Source organism: Nostoc sp. 'Peltigera membranacea cyanobiont' 232, from assembly GCF_002245985.1.
Classification (GTDB): Bacteria; Cyanobacteriota; Cyanobacteriia; order Cyanobacteriales; family Nostocaceae; genus Nostoc.
In genome coordinates this window covers 44,547-66,305 of the sequence record NZ_NOLK01000028.1, presented here as the reverse complement: position 1 = coordinate 66,305, position 21,759 = coordinate 44,547, and the positions used below count along the sequence as shown (strand labels likewise).

The following is a 21,759-nucleotide window of genomic DNA, read 5'->3' as shown; positions in this document are numbered from 1 at the left end:
TACCTGTAGAAGTAGGGGTCTTAAACCCTTTTTTTTACGATAAAGCACGGTTCGATCGGGGTGAGGTTAAGCTGTACCTCAGTTGCTTAAGGATTCGCTATATACTCTTTATATTCAAAAATCTATTACTTAGAAAATAAGCTAAATATTTACTGAGTAATTCAGTATCCATTGATGGACAGGAAAGGGAAATATCAGCAATTGCCTCTAGTGTATTGCGACAATCTAAATCAGGGGTATTTTGATATAGTTGCCATGCAGTCAGCCCTTGATGCACTTGTTCAGTTAACATCGGGATAAGAGGAAACAAAGAATTTTCCTGAGAGGTTCGAGCTTGATCGATCAACTCATCTGTCCATTGAGGATAAGGTACTTTTTTAACTGGATATCCACAAGCTGATATCAACTCAAATAATCTAGTTAAATCGATATTTTGCGATGCTAAAGGAACTAAATGAAATGCTTTACCCAGAGATTGCTTATTCTTAGATATTTGAACAATAGTTTTACTGGCATAATCAACAGTAATTAAATCTTGTTTTTGATTGACTAAATCTGGAAAACTACCTACTTGTATACAACCCTCGATCAATCTAGACATGTAATCATCTGTATTAGTTACGCCAGTATCTGAATGACCCATTAAAAATCCCGATCTAATGACTGTTACAGGGATACCTCTTGATTTAGCAATCCAAACAAGTTTTTCAGCTACCCATTTACTTTGGATATAACCAATGTCTTGATAAAGATAAGTTTCACTAGGATCGATATCATCGTCCTCATAAATGACATTCAACCCATTAAAACAAGCAATTGTGCTAAAAACGGCAATTGTTGAGATGTAATGTACTGGCTTGAGTTGAGCATGACATGCCAATCTCAGAACTTCTTGAGTGCCTAAAACATTTGCCGCCTTCATTAGAGAATATGGTTTAGCAAAGCCGACTTCAGCACCACTGTGATAAATGACATCAATCTGCTCTGCTAGCCTCCCAAATTGCTCTAAAGACAGTCCTAGACGAGGCCGATCTAAATTTCCTGGGATGGCAATAATTCTTGAGCTTTGGCTTGCGTCCCAGATTAAATATTTTTCTAGGTTTTTCTGTAACCTTCTAAAACCTTCACTTTCGTTATTAGCACGCACAAGGCAATATATCTTAGCTTCAGTTTGCTGCAACAATTCATGTAGTAAGAAAGCACCCAGAAAGCCCGTAGCACCTGTTAAGAAAATATGCTTTGGCTGACTGATGTCCTTAACAAGCACTCCTTGGGGATAGATGTTTGGATCGAGTACGGCTTCAGCTTTGAAACTAATAACAGCATTGAGAGCAGCATTTCCTCCGTGATGTAATTTCTCAACTATCTGGCACAGTCCTTCTATAGTCTGCTGCTCAAAAATACATCTTACAGGCATCTGTACTTGAAAAGTTTCTCGCACATATATCATTAACTGTGCTGCTAATAGAGAATTACCGCCAAGTTCAAAGAAGTTATCTTGAATACCCACCCGATCAATGCCAAGTATCTTAATCCAGATACCGACCATTTTTTGCTCAGTAATAGTCCGAGGTGTAATTAATGCAACTTCAAGAATTGGTCTGGATCGATCGGGAGCAGGTAATGCTCGCCGATCTAGTTTGCCACTGGGTGTTAGTGGCAACTTCTCTAACCAAACAAAAGCTGTAGGTATCATATATTCTGGTAGCTTTTGTTTGAGAAAGTGGCGGAGTTCTAATGTCAGTTGGCTGTCATTCTCATATTGTTGGTTTTGCACCACATAAGCTACTAAATGCTTTTGTCCAGGTACATCTTCCCGATCTATGAGAACACTTGTCTTGACGGAGGGATGTTGTGCTAGTAAAGCTTCAATTTCTCCTAACTCGATTCGGAAGCCGCGAATCTTCACTTGACGATCGATACGACTGAGATACTCGATATTGCCATCTGGTAGATAACGTGCCAAATCCCCTGTTTTATATAATTTTGAATTATTAAAGGGGTTGGGAATAAACCGAGCATCTGTAAGATCGAAGCGGTTGAGATAACCACGTGCTATACCAATACCGCCAATGTAAAGTTCTCCAGGTACACCTACAGGAACAGGTTGTAACTGAGAGTCTAATAGATAAATTTGACTGTTAGCAATGGGTCGTCCAATGGGTGGCAAAACTGACCAATTTATGGGTGAATTGGCGAGGGTAAAAGCAGTTACAACATGAGTTTCAGATGGCCCATAGTGGTTGTGGAGAGTGCAGTTAGGCAATTGGTGAAATAAATGTGCGATCGCATCTGTAATGCGTAACTGTTCCCCAGCCGTAATCACTTCGCGTAAACTCCAGGGTATTATGCCTTCTATCCTTGCTATTTCGGCTAATTGTTGCAAAGCGACATAGGGTAGGAACAATCGCTCAATCCCTACTTGATTCAGAAATTGCAGCAGATGTGTGGGTTCACGACGCATTGATTCCGAAATCAATACCAATGTCCCGCCTATAGTCAGGGTGGCAAAGATTTCTTGGAAGGAAACATCAAAGCTAATCGGTGTATATTGCAGTGTTTTGCTGCCAAAGCCAACTGTAGAAGTTTGCGATTGCCAAGAAATTAAGTTGACTAAGGGACGGTGCGGCATCGCTACACCTTTTGGTTTACCAGTAGAACCGGAGGTGTAGATGACATAAGCTAAATTGTCAGGATGGATATTAATATCCAGGTTATCTTGGGCTTGGGTAGCAATATCCCCCCAGTCTCTATCTAGACAGACAATAGTAGCTTGATGTTCGGGAAGCTGCTCCAACAAACATTGCTGGGTTAATAGCACTGTTACTTGAGAATCTGTCAGCATTAAGGATAAACGCTGCTGTGGATAGGCGGTATCTAGAGGTACATAAGCTCCACCAGCTTTGAGAATCGCTAATAAAGCTACGATCGTTTCTAGCGATCGCTCTACACAAATCCCTACCAATACATCTGACTGTACACCTAAAGTTTGTAAATAACGCGCCAATTGATTGGCTCTGGCATTCAAGTCGTGATAAGTTATTTGTTGTTCTGCAAAAATTGCTGCTACAGAGTCAGGGTCACGCTCTACTTGCGCTTCAAAGAGTTGGTGAATGCAACTTTGTTCCGGGTAATCTGCTTGAGTTTGATTCCATCCCACCAATAATTGTTGGCGCTCAGTAGCTGTTAATAAGGGTAAATCTGCAACTTTCCGATCGGGATGAGCAACAATACCTGCCACTAAAGTCTGAAAATGTCCTCCGATCCGAGAGATGGTAGCTGCGTCAAATAAATCGGTGCTGTACTCAAACCAACCACTAATCCCATCTGGTGTCTCAAATAGTTCTAGAAACAGATCGAACTTGGCTGTGCCATTGTGTTCTAAACGATGGTTAACGATCAAACCAGAAAGTTCTATAACTGGTATGGGGACATTTTGCAGAGCAAAGCCGATTTGGAACAGGGGATGGCGGCTCAAATCCCGTTCTGGTTCTAGTTCCTCTACTAGTTTTTCAAAGGGCAGGTCTTGATGAGCATAAGCTTCTAAGGTCACTTCTCGCACTTGCTTGAGCAACTGGCGGAAAGTGGGAGAGTCTGAAAAATCACTGCGTAGTACTAAGGTGTTAACAAAGAATCCAATTAAATCCTCAATTTCCTGATAGTGACGGTTAGCAATTATGGAACCAACTTGGATATCTTCGCTACTCGTGTAACGGAATAGCAATGTCTGGAACGCTGCTAAGAGTGTCATAAATAAAGTCACTCCCTCCTCTTGGCTAAAGCGAGTTAGTGTCTCGCTGAGAGATTTCGAGAGTGCTAAAGGTTGGCGCGTCCCACGATAAGTTTGGCTTGCTGGTCGGGGGCGATCGCTTGGTAACTGTAAAATGGGTAGATTGGCTAACTGCTGCTTCCAATAGTCTAGTTGCTCTGATAATACTTTTCCTTGTAACCATTGCCGTTGCCAAAGAGCAAAGTCTGCATACTGAATCGTTTGCTCAGTTAGGGGAGAAGGTTGACCGTTGGCGAAGGCTTGATATAGCAGTCTCAGTTCTCGGAAAAATGTCCCGACAGACCAACCATCAAAAACAATATGGTGAATGTTCAAAAGTAGTACATATTCTTCTGCACCTAACTGCAACAGGGTAGTTCGTATTAACGGCCCGCGATCGAGGTTAAAGGGTCGTTGGCACTCTGCGATCGTTAATCGCTGAATTTCTGTGTCTTTTTCCGAGCCAGACAGCGATCTTAAATCTACTAGATGCAAAGGTACTGTTAGGGTAGGAGCAATAATTTGTACTGGCTGCCCATTTAAAAAAGAAAAAGTGGTGCGTAAAACTTCATGGCGGCGAATAATTTCGTTAATGCTCTGTTCTAAGGCATTCAGATTTAGCTGACCAACCAAGTGAAAAGTTTGCGGTAGGTTGTATAAGGGATTGTTAGGTAAAAACTGTTCCAGAAACCATAATCGTTGCTGGGCAAAGGAAAGGGGCAAGTTTTGGTTACGCGTTACAGGTACAATTGCTTGAGTGTGGCATTCTAAATTTTCCTTGAGTTGTGACTCCATACTTTCCGCCAACGTGGCAACAGTAGGTGCATCAAATAACTGCCGTAATGGCAAATCTAACTGATAGGTATCCCGAATCCGAGAAATTACCTGAGTGGCTAGCAGTGAGTGTCCCCCAATCTCAAAAAAGTTATCGTGGACACCGATCTGCTCCAATCTCAAAACTTGCAGCCAAATTTTTGCTAGTACTTCTTCAACAGGGGTACGAGGTGAAACAAAATCTTGCTCCAGATTCCGTCCGGTGCGATCGGGTGCTGGTAATGCCCGACGATCTAATTTGCCATTTGGTGTTAGTGGCAATTTATTTAACATCGCAAAACTGGAAGGCACCATGTAATCTGGCAGCTTCTCCTTAAGAAATTTACGGAGATTGCCACTGATTGTGCGCTGCAAAATTTTCCATAGATGTTGGGTTTCTAAGATATGCTCTATGCTTTGGTGAAACAGGACTTTTTCAGTGGGAGTTAGAACCAAGTTAATACCAGCGCGTTTACCCTGACTCCAAGCAACGCTGCCATTTAACCATAGTTCTTCCGATGTCACTGGCAAGCGTAGGCAAAGACGGACGCGCTTACCTGTTGTCCAACTAAATGACACCCCTGCCAAACAAACACCGCCATTGGAAATATCCTCTGTTTGTAGTTCTACTATCTGGTTGTCATCAGTTTCCACTCGACAAACACTTTGATAAGGTACTCGCTCTGGAATTAGGTTGGAAACAATATAACCAACTAGGCGCTTGTCCCCTGGTACATCCTCCCGCGCCATGACTGCGGCTTCGCGCACGTCAGGATGCTGTAACAGCATTGCTTCGATTTCCCCTAACTCAATGCGGAAGCCACGAATCTTCACCTGCTGGTCAATCCGACCAAGGTATTCAATATTCCCGTCCGGTAAATAGCAAGCTAAATCACCTGTTTTATACAAGCGATCCGATTTTGCATAAGGATTGGAAATAAAACGTTCGGCAGTCAGATCGGGTCGATTGAGATAACCTCTAGCTAAACTATCGCCACCAATGTATAATTCTCCTGCAACACCGATAGGAACTGGCTTTAAGTCTGCATCAAGTAAGTAAAGTTGGGTGTTAGCGATCGCACGACCTATTGAGGGATAAGTTGGCCAGAAATCAGGATTTTTATCTAATGTCAAAGCCGTTACTACATGGGTTTCTGATGGCCCGTAGTGATTGTGAAATGAGCAGTGTGGCAGCGATTTGAATAATTTGACAATGGCTGGGGTGATTTGCAGTTGCTCACCTGTGGTGGTAACTTCTTTTAAGCTAGTAAATAATTCCAACTGAGATATTGCTAGTTCTGCCATTTGTTTTAATACAACAACAGGCAAGATAACTTTTTCAATCTCTTGGTTGTGAATAAAATCAGCTAAGGCTGTAGTGTCCCGCCGCAGGTTTTCTGAGATCAGAAACAAAGTCCCTCCCGAACACCAAGCAGCAAACATTTCATGAAAGCTAGCATCGAAGCTTAAAGAAGCAAATTGCAGGGTACGTACACCTGTTAATAGTGAGTTCAGATGCCATTCCAGTAAATTCACTAAAGGACGGTGAGCTAAACAGATACCTTTTGGTTTGCCTGTAGAACCAGAAGTGTAGATGACATAAGCTAAATTTTCGGCTGTGACTTCACTATCAGGATTTTTATGACTGTATTGGCTAATCTTGTGCCAGTCAGTATCTAGACAGATAGCCTGTGAATTATGTTCAGGAAGTTCTGCTAATAGTTGTTGTTGAGTGAGCAATACTGATACTTGAGTATCCTCAAGCATAAAAGCTAAACGCTCCTGGGGATAGGCTGGATCTATTGGTACGTAAGCACAACCAGTTTTGAGAACTGCCAAAACTGCGATCGCCATCTCCAGCGTTCTCTCTACACAGATTCCTATCGGCATATCTGGTTTCATCCCTAGCGATTGCAGATAATGCGCTAGCTGATTTGCCCGTTGATTTAGCTCTTGGTAGGTGAGTGAAGATTGTTCGTGCTTTTGCGCCTCTTTAAAGACTAATGCTATGGACTCTGGCGATCGCTCTACCTGTGCTTCAAATAATTGATGAACGCATTTATCTAATGCGTAATCTGTACTGGTATCATTCCAAGTTTCTACTAATTCTTGACGCTCATTTTCTAGTAATATATTCAGTTGCTCAAAATACTCGACTCCTTGACTAACTTGATTAGCTATAAATAGTAATCTTTCTAAAGAGTTTAGATAAACAAAATATTTCTCATTGTAAAATAGCTCTATTTCTAAATTATCATTCAAGTCATTAACAATAAGATGTATTTCATTTTCTGCAAATGAATTATGTATAATTAATTTAGAAGCTTCTTCGTTTGTAAGTATGTCAATAATACTAAAATTATAGAAATTATAAAAAAACTTCAATTGTTCGTCTTTTAAATAATTTCTTTGGAATAGAACAGAAATGTTTTGTAACCGATCTAGATTTTTTCGATAATTCTTGATCCAAGAAATATAATTTATAATATTTGAGCTTTTATCTATACTCTTTTGGGGTACAACAACAGGAACTACTTGGTAAATACAACCTAGAACATTCAGTAACGGCTCATCTCTTTTACCAATAATATCGTAAAATACAAAATCTGCTGGTGTTTGTAAATATTTACTCAAATAAATGCCATAAATAGCTCTAAAAAATGTCGAAAGACTACAATTAATTAATTGGCAATATTTTCTAATTTGTCCTAATTCATCTCCAGCAATTTGTATTTTTCTTGAGTTAGCTCTATTTTTTCTCTCTATTGTTGTATAAGGTGTAATAGGAATAACATTACTTAAAGTTTTTAACCAGTACTGCTGAATATCTGGCGGATCAAATCGGATAACATAATCATCAATAAAATCATGAAAAGAATTACCTTCAAATATTTGAGGATTATTGCCTGTTTTTAAAGCTTGGTAGACTTTTCCTACCCTTTCAAAGAAAATTTTCCCAGAATATCCATCAAAAAGGATATGAGGCGCACCTAAAATAGCAGTATAGTTACCTTGTCGATCTTTGACTAAAATATTTTTAAATAAATTATTTTTTTGCAAATCTAACTTATTTTTAATTTTTTCTTCGATAACTTCCTCTAAACTCTTAAAATGATGATTATTGGGATCGATAAATTCAAAATTGACATCAGTTTTTTTATCTACAAATTGAAAGATTTCGCCTTTATAAAAAACAAATCTAGTTTTAGTAACATCATCTTTTTGACATACTATTTTTATTGCCTGTTCCCAAACAAATCTGTCTACATTTTGTGATAGCTTGACCGACATCCCTAAAGTAAATACATTACTATCAGGATAAAGTATATTATCCAGATATAAATCTCTTTGTGTAGTTGTTAGTCGTGATATTTTTCCAATACTTGAAGGCTCAAAAAGCTCATTTAGTATAGTTCCTGTTACCAGAGAAATCAAAACTTCTGAAATTGAGATAGAAGAAACATCTGTAGCTTGATAATTATTAATCATAATCAATTAATTGAGTAATTTAGAATTAGTTTGATAGATTGGTAGTTCAATTAAGAATTCAGTTCCTTCCCCTAATACTGACTGGCAACTTATTTTACCGTCATGCTTTTCCACAATAATTGTGTAGCTAATAGATAATCCTAATCCCGTACCTTTTCCAATAGGTTTGGTAGTAAAGAAAGGATTAAAAATCTGAGAAAGTACATCTGATGTCATACCAGAGCCGTTGTCAGCAATGCGAATAGCTACTAGGTTATTATCTAATAATTCAGTAGTTATTTTGATATAACTTAAATTAAGTTCAGTTTCCTCCAATGAAGACTGAGATTTATATTCTTCTAAAGCATCAACAGCATTAGCTAATAAATTCATAAATACTTGATTAAGCTGACTTGGATAACAATTTACTAATGGTAAAGAGCCATAGCTTTTAATAATTTGAATCTTAGATTTTAATGATTCCGTTTTGAGTCGATGCTGCAAGATTAACAAAGTACTGTCAATACCTTCATGGATATTAACTTGCTTCATTTCTGCTTCATCCAAACGGGAGAAGTTACGTAAGCTTAGAACTATCTGACGGATGCGATCGGCTCCAACCTTCATTGAAGATAGTAATTTAGGTAAGTCTTGAAGCAAAAACTCCAAATCTATATCCTCTTGTTCAGCCAGCATTTGAGGAGTCATATTCGGCGCTCCTTGCTGATACATTTTAATTAGATATAATATATCTTCAATGTATTCACTAGCATGAGAAATATTGCCATAAATAAAATTAATTGGGTTATTAATCTCATGAGCTATACCAGCAACTAGTTGACCCAAAGCAGACATTTTTTCTCTTTGAATTATCTGCAATTGTGTAGTTTGTAGTTGTTTTAGTGTAAGTTCTAAGCGTTGTGCTTGTTCTTCTAAACGGAAATTCTTATCATGTAATTCCTGTGTTCTCTCTTCAACCTTTAGCTCCAGAGCTTTGCTATAAATCTCTAAGTCCTGTTTAGCCTCTTGCAAATTATCATTTAGTTTAGATAGATTAGAATACAGCTTGGCATTCTCAATAGAAATAGCTGCTTGAGAGGCAAGAATTTTTAAAACTTCTAACCGTTCAGTAGTAAATGCATTGGTTGTCAGATTATTTTCTAAATACAAAATCCCAATGAGTTTACTTTGATGAATTATTGGTGTACATAAAATTGACTTACATTTATTTTTAATAATATAAGAATCGTTAACAAATCTTCCTTCACTGCTAGCATCACCAATAATGACACTTTCTTTAGTTCTAATAACATAATTTAGTATAGATATTGGTACATATAGACTGTTTTCTAGAGGCATAGAAGTTTCCAAAAGTATCTTATTCTTATTAACTCCCACGGATGCTTCTATTACCATTTGACCGTTTTTCTCTAAAAGCAAGCAACTGGTTTGTGCTCCAGCATTTTCCATCACAATTTTCATTAACTTGGCTAGCAAATCATCTAGCATAATTTCACTAGAAATAGCTTGCGAAGCTTTAAAAACTGTAGACAAATCAAAAGATGCTAAATTGTTTATTTTGCTTGAAGTAGTTACTAAGTTAGCCTTCCAACTAGATGATTCCTGATTTACTATTAATGGGCAATAATCAGGATATTTTGACTCTAAATCACTTACTTTTGCAATAGCTCCCCAACGTACATAAGCATGATAAGATTCTCTCAGGTAGAAGCTCGCCTGCTGATCTCTACCACGGGAAAAGTAAAATTCTGCTGTTAACTCGTTGGCTAGTGCTTCTTCTTGAAAATATCCCTGTTCTTTTGCTCCTTGAATAGCTAGCTCATAATACTCCATAGCTATAAAGGTTTGCCCTAAAATCCGGGCTTTTTCTGCTTCCACTAAATTATATTTATGCTGATAATTAGCAGGAGCATGACGAGCCCATATCCGCATTTTTTCTTGATTGGAATTGATGGCATTTATATATTCTTGTTGAGTGTTAGGTTCAACATTGAGATATAACCTAAGCATAGCTAAAGAATAATAAAAGTTGTGGATGCTAACTGTCACCATCCCCATCACGCTACTTATATATCCCGAAGCTAATTTGGCGTTATCAATTGCTTGACTATAATCTTTAAATAAGTAAAGGAGAATCAATTTAGCAACATAAACAGCAAATAAAGAAGTAACATTATTAGTAGCTTGTAGATATGGTAGCATTGCTACTTCATTAAAACTATCGCCAATTAAATGATATTTTTCTTGTGACTTTCCTTGCAAATTCAATGTCAATTGATGCCAAATTTTAATGTAGTTTATCGGAAAATCTAGTTTAAATTTTTGTAGTAAATCAATATATGATAATTGCTGTTGATCTACTGATTCGAGTTGTTCTCCTGTAAAAAATATATGGCCGCAATAGTGGATAGAGCAATAGCCAACATATTCTATATCTCCAATTTCCAACGCGCTCTGAATCCCCTCCTGTAAAGGAGTAATGCTTTCCCTAATATGCTCTTTCCAATGAAAAGTGAAACCATAAAATGGCGCATATACTTTACTTTTGAGTTCCTTGGCTTGAAACTGCTCTAATATCTGCCAAGCTATTTGACCAGAGTGATATCCAGCATCAATATTTTCTAGATAGCTACACAACACCATGCCATAACAAGAATATCCAGCAGCAGCCAAAGCTGAATGACCGTGTTCAATGCAGAGATTGACAACAGTCAAGATTATCTGGGGAAAAGTTGTACCTGTTGTGTCAGTAATAAAAGCAGCACCACCAACAGTAACAAGCATTTTTAAAGCCGCCAGTATATAAGGGTCTTTTACAACTGGAAAATTTTCTAAATCTTGAAGCTGAGGTAAATTAGCTACAGTGCTTTGCTGATTTGGTGCTGGTGATAGAGATATACCCAATTTTGCGATCGCTTCTAGTCCAGTATCAATGGCTTTAAGCATCTGATTTTGAGCCATATAAAACTGGACTTGTAATTGATAAGCCTTGACTCGATCGAGCAGATTGCTAGCTTTATCTAGAATAGTTTCAGTGAGAATGGCTGCTCGGTTAAAATTAGTATTTAAATACTCTAATTCTACGCTTTCTAGATGAAGTGCTAGCATCAGGTCGTAATTACTTTCCCAACTTGATGGTGTCAGTAATTCTAGACCGACTGTTGAATAACTAAGAGCCGCTTCGTATGCTGATGATGCTTTTGCTTTTTGGCTAGTTATCAAATTTAATTTAGCTACCCGATCTTTTTGAGATTGCTCGTGGATAAATTCAGTCCCCAGATTGAGGTGATTAACAATATCAAAAATATTCTCTTCAATTTCTTTTGTTTGAAGTGATTCTAGTAATAATTGCCCAATTTTCAGGTGGGTTTGTTTTCTTTGCGATTCTGGAATCAGGGAATAAGCTGCTTGCTGGACGCGATCGTGCAAAAATTTATATGAAACTTTTAATTCCTGAAATTTTAAGGGTATAGATGTGTTTTCGTCAAAAAGCAATGGAGCTTTATAGTTATCACTCAGTGGCAGAATTAGGCTTGCTTGAAGTGCTTCCCATAATTCCGATGCGGTTTCTAGCTGAGACTTTTCATTGACAATAGCTAGAATATTTATATTAAAACGATTGCCAATACAAGCAGCTAATTTTAATATTTTCTGTGTCTTGTGAGGTAATTTTTTAATATTTCTAGCAATTAATTCTAAAGGATCGTAATCTGTAAAGCTAATAGTTTTAATTTGGTTAATTTCCCATTCCCATACCCCACTATTAAAATCAAAATTTAATAGTTTCTCTTGGTACATCGTTTGCAGTAGCTGAGTTAAGAAAAAAGGATTACCCTGAGTTTTATTAAAAATAAATTCAGCTAGTATTTTTGTTTTTTCTGTTGTGCTATGAAGGGTATCAAATATTAAATTAGAAACATTACTAATATTTAAAGGCTGTAATATAATATTACTTATAATTGCTCCTGACTTTTGAATTTCATTTAAGCTTTGATTAAAATAATGAGTTGAGATGACTTCATTATCTCGATAGGCTCCAATCATCAAAAAATATTGGCTATCATCACCCATCAGCATCTCAATCAGTTTGAGAGAGGCTATATCTGCCCATTGTAAATCATCGAAAAATACAACAAGAGGATGTTCTTTCTGAGCAAATACCTGAATAAAGTTTTGAAATACTCGATTGAAGCGATTTTGTGATTCAGTTGTACCTAATTGTGCTACAGGTGACTGTTGACCTACAATTTTTTCAATGTCAGGAATAACATCAATAATAACTTGACCATTTTCACCAAATGCTGCTGAAAGCTGCTGTTTCCAAATAACTATTTTTTCGTAGCTCTCTGTTAATAGCTGTTGGGTCAACTCTTGAAATGATTCAATTAGAGCCGCATAAGGAATATTGCGCTTAAACTGATCGAATTTACCAGAAATAAAATATCCCCTTTTTTGGAGGATAGGTTTATGAATTTCATTAACTAAACAAGATTTACCAATACCTGCATAGCCTGAAACTAGTATCATCTCACTTCTTCCAATGCTCACTCGCTCAAAAGCTGACAATAGAGATGTTACTTCTTCCTCGCGTCCATAGAGTTTTTGAGGTATGGTAAACTGGCTAAATTTATCTAATTTGCCAGGAATAAAATTTTCGTTTTTTCGATTATTTAATAATTGTTTTAAACAAAATTCTATATCTGCTTTTAGCCCTAAACCACTTTGATATCTTTCTTCAGGAGTTTTCAATAATAGTTTCATTACTATATTAGATACTGCCTCTGGAATTTCTGAGTTGATATGATGAGGAGGTAGAGGCTGTTTTGCAATGTGAGAGTGAACTATTTCTAAGGGATCGTTACAATTAAATGGCAACTGAGAAGTCAGCATTTCATAAAAAGTTATGCCCAAAGAGTAAAAGTCTGTGCGATAGTCAATCGACCTATTCATCCGACCTGTTTGCTCTGGAGACATATAAGCCAGTGTTCCTTTAAGTAAATTAGGATTACTGAGCATTACATTTTCTTTTGATAAGCGTGATGCAATACTGAAGTCACTAATTTTTACCTGCTTTGACTTGGGGTTAATAATGATATTTTGTGGTTTAATATCTTTATGAATAATATGTCTATCGTGCAAATCTATAATAATATCTATAAGCTGAACAGCTAGTTTTAAACAATCTATTATATTCAATCTACTACTATCAATAAATTGTTTAAGATTTTGCCCTCCGATATCCTCCAAAACTAAAGCAATACTATTTTGATAATTCTCTAATCCATAAACCTTAATAACCCCTGGTAAGTTTAATGATTTAGAAATGTCATACTCGTGTTTAAACTCTGTTACATATTCAAGATTATAATATTCATGTTTAAGAATTTTTAGGATAACCATTCTTTCATTTGCAAATTCCAGCGCTCGATAAACTACAGTATCTAGACCATCTGAAATCTTTTCTATAATTTTGTATCTGGAATTAGTAAGCATTGGTTATGATTTTAAAATACTTATTAGGAGACGATTAACTAAGTAGGTAGGCGGGAAAATTTATAACTATGTCATTGCGAACGGAGTGCAGCAAAGTGAAGCAATCACAAAGGTTTTGAGCTTTTTACATTTTGTTACATAGTTAGGTTTATTTGTGCCTACCTACTTACCCAATATTATTCTCATTTAAGCTCAATCCTGAGCATAACTAAACGCAATGGAGTAGGATAGATAAAAAAATATACTGTTTCTTTGAGTTGTTCTAAGAGTTGCTCGCCGCAGGCTTTCCGCCCTCATAAAGAGCCTATGCGGTCTTGGGAGCTAAAAGCCAAGCCCAAGACTGCATTGGCGTAGAAACCGCCAAAACCATCCCGACTCAACGGAGCAAAAATATTTTAGGTATACAACTGTATTTTTGGCGCTTACGGTATAGGAGGCTTTCATCAACGGCAGGGCATTTTATTACAGGTCAGTAGCAACGAATAACATACATTTTTTCCATGCTACTACTACTAAAGCTGCATTGTAACCCGCTAATCTACTATTATTCTTAGGTCTGTTTAACTGGCAGGTATGTAATTGCCGCAATAACTATTTTAGTGAACTCCTTCGGCAATTATTGATGTATTCAGCGAAGGACACAATTTGACAGGTGGAGCGAGTTTTTGATTTATCTCTACAACTGTATTAGCTACCGCTACAAATGCTATTCTGATTGGATATTGACTTAGTTATTATTAAGATATATAAGCTAATCACAATTTATCTTTCCAGAATGATTAGCTTGTAGTAAGGCAATAAAGATGCAAGACTGAAGTCGATTATTTTAACTTGTTTACTTTCGCAAATAATTAAAACATAAGCAGGTTTAATCTATGTTGGATTTCTTTAGTCAAAGTGATTTATTGAATTACCTAGGGAATATCTCCCTGACTCAATCGAGTCAGGAAGAATAAACGATCGCCATTACTAAGCACTTCTCAAAGCTACAATGGGGTCGAGTTTAGCCGCGCGACGTGCAGGAACAACGCCAAAGAATAAACCAATACCCCCAGAAACACCAACTGCCATAGTAATCGCTACAGGAGAAAGACTCGCTTCTAAAGGAGTCAAAGCTCCCACTAATAGAATGCCACTGATCCCAACCGCAGTGCCAACTAATCCGCCAGCTGCGGAAACTATCACCGCCTCAATGATAAACTGGAGCAAAATATCTTGCTCAGTTGCGCCGATCGCTTTTCGCAATCCGATTTCTTGGGTGCGTTCGGTAACGGAGACTAGCATAATATTCATAATCCCAATGCCGCCAACAAACAGGGATATACCTGCGATCGCAGCTAGCATTATTGTCAATGCACCTGTAATTTGACCAACAGTTTGCAAAGCATCCTTTTGAGAGCGAAGAGTAAAGTCATCTTCACCATTAATTTTGTGCCGTAGGCGCAGCAAATTAGTAATTTGAAACTCTGCTGCATCCACGCTCTCGGAATCACGAGCGGCAGCAACGAGATAATCTAAAGAAATACCATAGGGAGAATTCTTTCCTACAAGTCGGTTTGCCGAGGTGGTGATTGGTATTAAAGCAGCATTATCATAATCTGCTCCGACGCTGGAACCTTTGGCTGTTAACGTTCCAATCACTTGAAAGCTGGTATTTCCGACTCGCAATTGCTGACCGATCGCATTACTATTACCGAATAGTTTTTCTGCCAAATCTCCACCTAGCACAACGACTTGATTGTTTCGCTTGATGTCTACCTCAGAGAAAAACCTGCCTTTAGCAGTTTCAAAATCCCGCACCGATAGAAAGCTGGGAGTTGTGCCAATGATGTTGACATCGGTGTTTCGGTTGCGGAATATAACTACCTGTCTAGTATTTAACTCTGGCGCAACTCCCACTACTGTTGGGACTTGAGAGGCGATCGCTTCCGCATCTTGTAACACCAGAGTTTTTGGTACTTCAAAGGAGATCCTCTGAGTTTCTCGATTACCTGGCAGTACAAATAGCACATTTGGCCCTAATGACTCCAACTGTTTATTAACGTATTTTTGCCCACCTTCGCCAATACCAATCATGGCAATTACTGAGGCATTGCCAATAACTATACCCAACATAGTGAGGGCGCTACGCAGCTTATTTGATAACAGGGTTTTCCCCGCCATTTGGACACTTTCTAAAAAATTCATGTCTTAATAATTACGAATTATTCTGTTTTTCTTTGGCCTTTTCGATTTTGTAGTCTTTGGGTGGATTAACAAAAATGCGATCGCCTTCTTTAACTCCCTCTAAAATTTGAGTTTGGTTTTTGATTTGTGCCCCAACGGTAATTTCGCGGAACTGGGGTTTATTCTTTGCATCTGGTACAAGTACGCCAGTTTTGCCCTTTTCGGTGACAATTGACACCGTTGGTAACACTAAGGCATTATTAACGCGATCGCCTAAAAAAGTCAGATCCACATTTAAGCCAGAACGCAGTTTATCTATGCCAGTATCAAGAGCAACCCGCACCTGAAATGATGTCACACCTTGTTCCACCACTGCTTCTGGAGCAATCAGGCGCACATGACCTTTAAAAATGCGATCGGGATAGGCATCAGCGACAATTTCCACCTGCTGCCTTTGTTTAATTCTGCCAATATCAGCTTCGGGAACTTGAGCTAATACTTCTAAACCGCGTGCTACAGCGACAATTGAACTGGAAGTTGCCGACGCACTCGTAGAAGCAGAAGTTGTCGGTGTCACAAAGGCCCCTGGTTCGGCATACTTTTGCGTGACAATTCCCGAAAGGGGAGCGCGAATAATTGTATCTTCCAACTGCACTTGCACTCCCTTCAATTGAGCTTCAGCGCTGGCAACAGCCGCTTGGCGCTGAACAATTTCCTCAGAACGAGTGCCATCTTGTAACAAGGTCAATGCCGCCCGTGCTTCATTCACAGCAGCTTGACGTTGGTCGATTTCCTCAGTTCGAGTGCCACTTTGAACTAACGACAATCGTTTTTTTATTTCTTCTAAACTGGCTTTAGCACTTTTGTCTTCGCTGATAGCTTGATCGAGTAATTGTTTTTTCTCTGCTCCCTCTTGGTATAAGTATTGGTAACGCTTTACCTGTTCGCTGGTATAGTTCGCCTTGGCTTGAGCCGCATCCACTTGGGATTGAGATTGGGCAATCTCTTGGGGACGATTACCAGCCTTAGCTGCGGCTAGCTGGGCTTGAGCTTGTGCTAACCGCGCCTTTGCTTGAGCGATTTCTTGAGGACGACTACCAGCAAGGGCTTCGGCTAATTGTGCTTGACTTTGGGCTAAGTTAGCTCGGTACTGACTCCTTTGAGCCTCAATACTCGCACTATCCATGCGGGCGAGGATTTGCCCTTGTTGAATGCGATCGCCTTGTTCGACATATAATTGCGATAAAACTCCGGGGTTCTTCGGACTAATATTTACGCTCTGAACCGGCACGACTTTACCACTAGCTGTAATCAGCAAAGTAACGTTTTGCGCTGCCACAGGCACAGTTAACTGAGCAATATCTTCTTTGTTTGTCCCTTGATTCACCAGGGTGTAAGTTGTCACAGTACCCACAACCAAAGCACCGCCTGCTATCACCCCAATTAGCCAGCGTAATGGATACTTAACTTTGCCAATAACTGGAATTTCTATGTGAGTAGCCATATTATATAGAAGCCTGTAAATATTGTTGGGTAGTAGTACCTTTTAGTTAAAGGACAAGTGCAGAATACGGAGTTGGTACTTTGGGATTAAATTTTTATTACTAAACTAACAACTAGACGCATAATTAAGCTTCATACTTGCTTAATATTCCTTCATACTAGGCATTAGTATTTGTGTATGTCTTCACCTGAACGGGTGACTTTAGCCACTAGGGACTTCCAAATAAAAAAATAATCAATCGCTGTGTAAACAGGGGAGCAGGGGAGCAGGGGAGCAGGGGAGCAGGGAGCAGGGAGCAGGGAGCAGGGGGAGGTAAACTCGTTTTGAAGGAATGAAATTGGATAATTTATTTTCTGGAAGTCCACTAGTACACCACGGCGTAAATAAAGCTACCATTTCAAATCAACGAAAGGCTTACGCTGTATTCATTTTGAATTTTGAATTTTGAATTTTGAATTCCGCCTTGCGGTACTAGTGCGTAACATAGTTTGATTTGCTCCCCATACGAGCAGATCCCCCCGCCTGTAGCGAACCACTTTTTAAGGGTTGTTGGGGGGATCTGCTTGCAGCACTAAGCTAACTTTTATAGGACAAGGGAAAAATCTCTACTGGATGTAAAACTACTAAATCAGTGCAAAAATTTTCCGCTACATTTTTCTGTACTTGATTCCTAATCATGGAAACAAATTTGTCAAGGTCGAATGGTTTAAGTAAATATTCTTCAAACTCTACATCTGGAATTTGATCGTGAGTACCTGTGGTAGATGTTGAAGTCACAATGATTGGGATATGATTTCCATTGTCTGCTTCCATCGCAGTCAATTTGTTTAGTAATGTATAAATACTTTCACCTAAGAACCTGATTTCACAAACGACGATGCTGGGTCTGAACCAACTTAAGATTTCTAAAGCTTCTTTTACTGAACCAGCAGTAATCACATTTGCGCTTAGACCTTGAAGAAGAATGGCGTACAAATCCCTACTATCGCGATCGTTCTCTACAACGAGTACTTGTACACCTTCGAGTATCCCATCTGTCAAGCAAAAGCCATTGATTAAATTCATAACAAGACCTGCAATTAGGACTTTCAGTGCAAAGCAACCTGAAAAATCTGTAGTTTTTAAGGAGGTGAGACAACCAGATAGGTCAAATACAAATTAGCAGAGAACCATTTAATGGTTAAAATTACTAGGTTCTGTTCTTGTACTATGGGTGGGTGTTGTTTGATTTCCTAAATGAGTTGATTGACTACGACACAAAACGTAGGAAACTTTTTAATATAAGGGCATGGATGGCAATGCCCATTAGTGTCAATTTAGAGCCAGAGCAATAGAATTAGCGGTGACATAAATATAGATGCAAAGCCGCTTCCTATAGGGTAGCCCAGTTTGATTAACAGAAAATTAAGCTTCTTATGTAACCCGCGTAGTTTTAGTAGCGTGCATTAGCATAATACACTGAAAATCTGGGATGGTGCGTAAGAGAAGGGGAGCATCTCACTTTTGTAAAAACACGCCTGCCCTGGCGAATGGAAATCGCGGGTATACAAACAAAACAAATTCTTCGAGTCCGCGTAGGCGGACTTCGTTTGTGTAGCCGCGAGGGAGCATCCCAATTTTGCCAAAATAAAATTTGTAGTGGGAGCATCTTGCTCCCTAATGTCCAGGAAGCGGGCTAGAAGCCCGCACTACCAAAAAATAAATTTACACATTTGGGATGCTCCCAGCCGCGATTTCTAATCGCCTGGTATATTTGCAAAGGTGAGATGCTCCCTTAAGCAAGAGAGCTATTGCCATTCCCTATCCTCAAGTTCCTTTTGAGGTAATAATAAGCTGGCTTCAATTTCCTGCCTGATAGCAGCCGTCACTTCACAATTGCTATGCAAACAATCAAGTAGTAACTGATTGGCATCGTAGTATCGTTGCAGTACTTGCTTTTGTTCAGGGCTAAAGTGCCACTGGTGGTTAATGTTGCGATAATTAATGACCGTCATCTTTAACTGTTCAGCCCAGGCTGAATAGTTTGTCTGCCACCATAGTTGCAATCGTTCTTGAGTTTGACGAGAATTTGGGAATTGGTCAGAGAGTTGTTGCAGAGATTTATAGAGGCCAACATCCAGAACAATGCCCATAATGTTGCTTAGAGAATCTCCACAGGCGTGGATGTGGGCAAAGTCCTGGCTCCCATCAATTGCACACTCCACTAGCAGGTCATCTAATGCCGCATCCAGAAACATTCCCTGGTCGAGGCTGCTGGCTAGAGCAAAGTGAGAAGCTATGTGAGGAGTCCGACTCAAGGCAAGGTAAAATGCTCTAGTTGTCGCCTCTTTTGGTTGGTTTGGAATAGTGCGAGATTTTTGGCTCGCCCAGGTCAAAAACTCTTGTAAATGAGAGTCTTGAGCAACGAGTGCATCAATTTGTTGTTTCATCAACTGTACCAGAGAGTCTGCGCTTCGGAGCATGGTAGCTGTTAACAAGAAAATTTCGTGCCAGTGCGGGTCTGTAATGTGACTAACTAATCCTTCTAGAGCTTGCCCAAATGCCTCTAGGTTATAACTGGCAACGATTTTTCTCGCCGTGAAGTATTCTTGAAACGCCAGATAGGAGAAGGAAAAAATTCCCCGCGCCCGTTCTGCTAGTAGCCCATGTTGAACCTCCATCGCTTTCAGGGCCGCTTCACTTTCTATTTGGAGTTCTTCAGCATCCATTGGCACCTTGTCCAAATTCTGAATATAGTCACCAATGTATTGCTCAACGATGCGTTGCTCAAAAAAGTACTGACCTTGCTCAAATGTTGCTGCTGCAATCTGACTCAATAACTTGAGCTTTTGTGGTAATAAAAACCCTCGGTAAACTTCATCCCGTTCAATGCCTCTGGCTTCATCCCATTTGCCCAATAGCAGGTCTAAACCTTCCTTATAAAAGTCAGTCCGCTTAGTCGGAAATTTTTCTTGACCGTGAAACACCCAACAAGCAAGATGCAGAAATAGAGGTGTAACTACAAGTTGGCGAAATTGCCAGTTTTCATCTAAGTCTAACTTCTGAATAAACCGAACAGACTCCGCCTCACCATCTGGAATGTTGGTCTTGGTAAATGTCACAAACCATTTTTGAGCGAAGCTTCGGATTTGTTCTGAGGTAAATGGGGCAATCTCAACATCGGTAAAGCCTCTGAGGCTGAGTTTTTGAGATGCTGTTCGACAGGTGGCCACAAATTGATTTTTGTGATATTTATCTGAAAATCTGCGAATTTCGCTTAAGACAGTGTTGCTTTGTTGGTTCAGAATTTCATCCATGCCATCAAGCAACACTAACACTCTGCCTGCACTAAGTAAAGTTTCAATGACTGACGGATCTAAAATTTCCGATGTGAGGAACTCCTGGCGGATGTATTTTAATAGGCTGAACTCGTTGGTTACTTTAGATTCTTCAGTAAAATTTCTTAGGGTAATGAAGATTGGCACCTGATTCGCCGCAAATTCACCTTGGTTACATTGAATGGCAAGATATTGCAAAAAGGTAGTTTTACCTACTCCTGGTTTGCCTAGCACCCTGAGCTTGGAGTATGTTTTAACTGCGTGTGTACCAGGTATTTGTTTTTGGTCAACTTCACCTAAGCCAAAACGGTTAAATTCTTTTGGATCGAGGTTTTGCAGTTCAGTAATTTCTAACGACTGAAGACTGGCAATTGACTCTAAAATATTTACATCAATATATATATCATCGATCGCAACAGGACGGCTGATATCCAATAACTGCAAAATCCCACACTGGTCTTGAATTTTGTCGAAGCGTTGCGATCGCACTAATTCCACTAAGCCGTCAATATCCAGCCCACTGATCTGGCTGTATTCTTCTAGTTCCATGAATTCTGCCGGCGGATCAATCGTAATCTTCCGCCAATTCAGTTCCAGCACCAAACAAATTTCAATAAAGGTATGACGTTCAACCGGACGGCCGCTGAAAAACCGCCAAATCGGTTGTCTAGTCTTGAGGTTTACTTCCCCTGCTAGATTATCTTGAGTCCACCCCTTGAGAGCAAATGCTCTTTTAGCTTCTTGAATACCGATGAGTGATGCCTGGAGCGATCGCTTGGCCATAGGACAAAAACCCTGCTCCTCAAATCATGGACTTTAACTTTTATTAATATCTGCAATCTTATAGCCTTTGTGTGATTCTAGCATTTTACGCGCTTAAAGTTATACAAAATCCCAAACTCTACTCTCATTTTTTTAACCTTTTGTGTTGAAATCAAACATTATATATTCATCTTATAGCGGTTATCGATTGGATGAGAACACCAAAGTCCTTGCTGTCAAATCATTTCAGCAAAGTTTTTGTATCTCACTGAACTGCACACCGCTATATACATTTCAACCTTTTAGGAAAACCTGAATTTAAACATTTATCTGTAATGCTTAGTTAGTGGTTACTTGCTATGGGATAACTTTATAATTGCTTTATATAAGTATTGTCTTAGTTTAATATATCTTTATATTTATAAAATTCTCGTCAGAGAAATAAC

Annotated in this window: 6 protein-coding genes; all 6 read right to left on the bottom strand. The window is 39.0% G+C overall.

Translation table 11 applies throughout. From position 1 onward, the window contains the following. Positions 1 to 97: 97 nt before the first annotated feature. A complete protein-coding gene (locus CDG79_RS43635; protein WP_094342383.1) occupies positions 98 to 8,071 on the bottom strand; it encodes a non-ribosomal peptide synthetase in 7,974 nt (2,657 codons plus the stop codon). Between the two features lie 6 nt (positions 8,072 to 8,077). Further along, positions 8,078 to 13,564, bottom strand: a complete 5,487-nt coding sequence (locus tag CDG79_RS12245; RefSeq protein ID WP_094342382.1) for a trifunctional serine/threonine-protein kinase/ATP-binding protein/sensor histidine kinase — start codon at positions 13,562 to 13,564, stop codon at positions 8,078 to 8,080. Positions 13,565 to 14,533: 969 nt separating this feature from the next. Next, positions 14,534 to 15,751 carry an ABC transporter permease gene (locus CDG79_RS12240; RefSeq protein WP_094342381.1) on the bottom strand — a complete coding sequence of 406 codons (1,218 nt, stop codon included), beginning with the start codon at positions 15,749 to 15,751 and terminating at the stop codon, positions 14,534 to 14,536. A 10-nt stretch (positions 15,752 to 15,761) separates the two neighbouring features. Further along, complete coding sequence (locus CDG79_RS12235) at positions 15,762 to 17,234, bottom strand: efflux RND transporter periplasmic adaptor subunit (protein WP_094342380.1); 1,473 nt, start codon at positions 17,232 to 17,234, stop codon at positions 15,762 to 15,764. Between the two features lie 576 nt (positions 17,235 to 17,810). Next, positions 17,811 to 18,299, bottom strand: a complete 489-nt coding sequence (locus tag CDG79_RS12230; RefSeq protein ID WP_094342379.1) for a response regulator — start codon at positions 18,297 to 18,299, stop codon at positions 17,811 to 17,813. A 722-nt stretch (positions 18,300 to 19,021) separates the two neighbouring features. After that, entirely contained in the window at positions 19,022 to 21,334 is a 2,313-nt protein-coding gene (locus tag CDG79_RS12225) for an NACHT domain-containing protein (RefSeq protein WP_094342378.1), read from the bottom strand. Between the last annotated feature and the right edge of the window lie 425 nt (positions 21,335 to 21,759).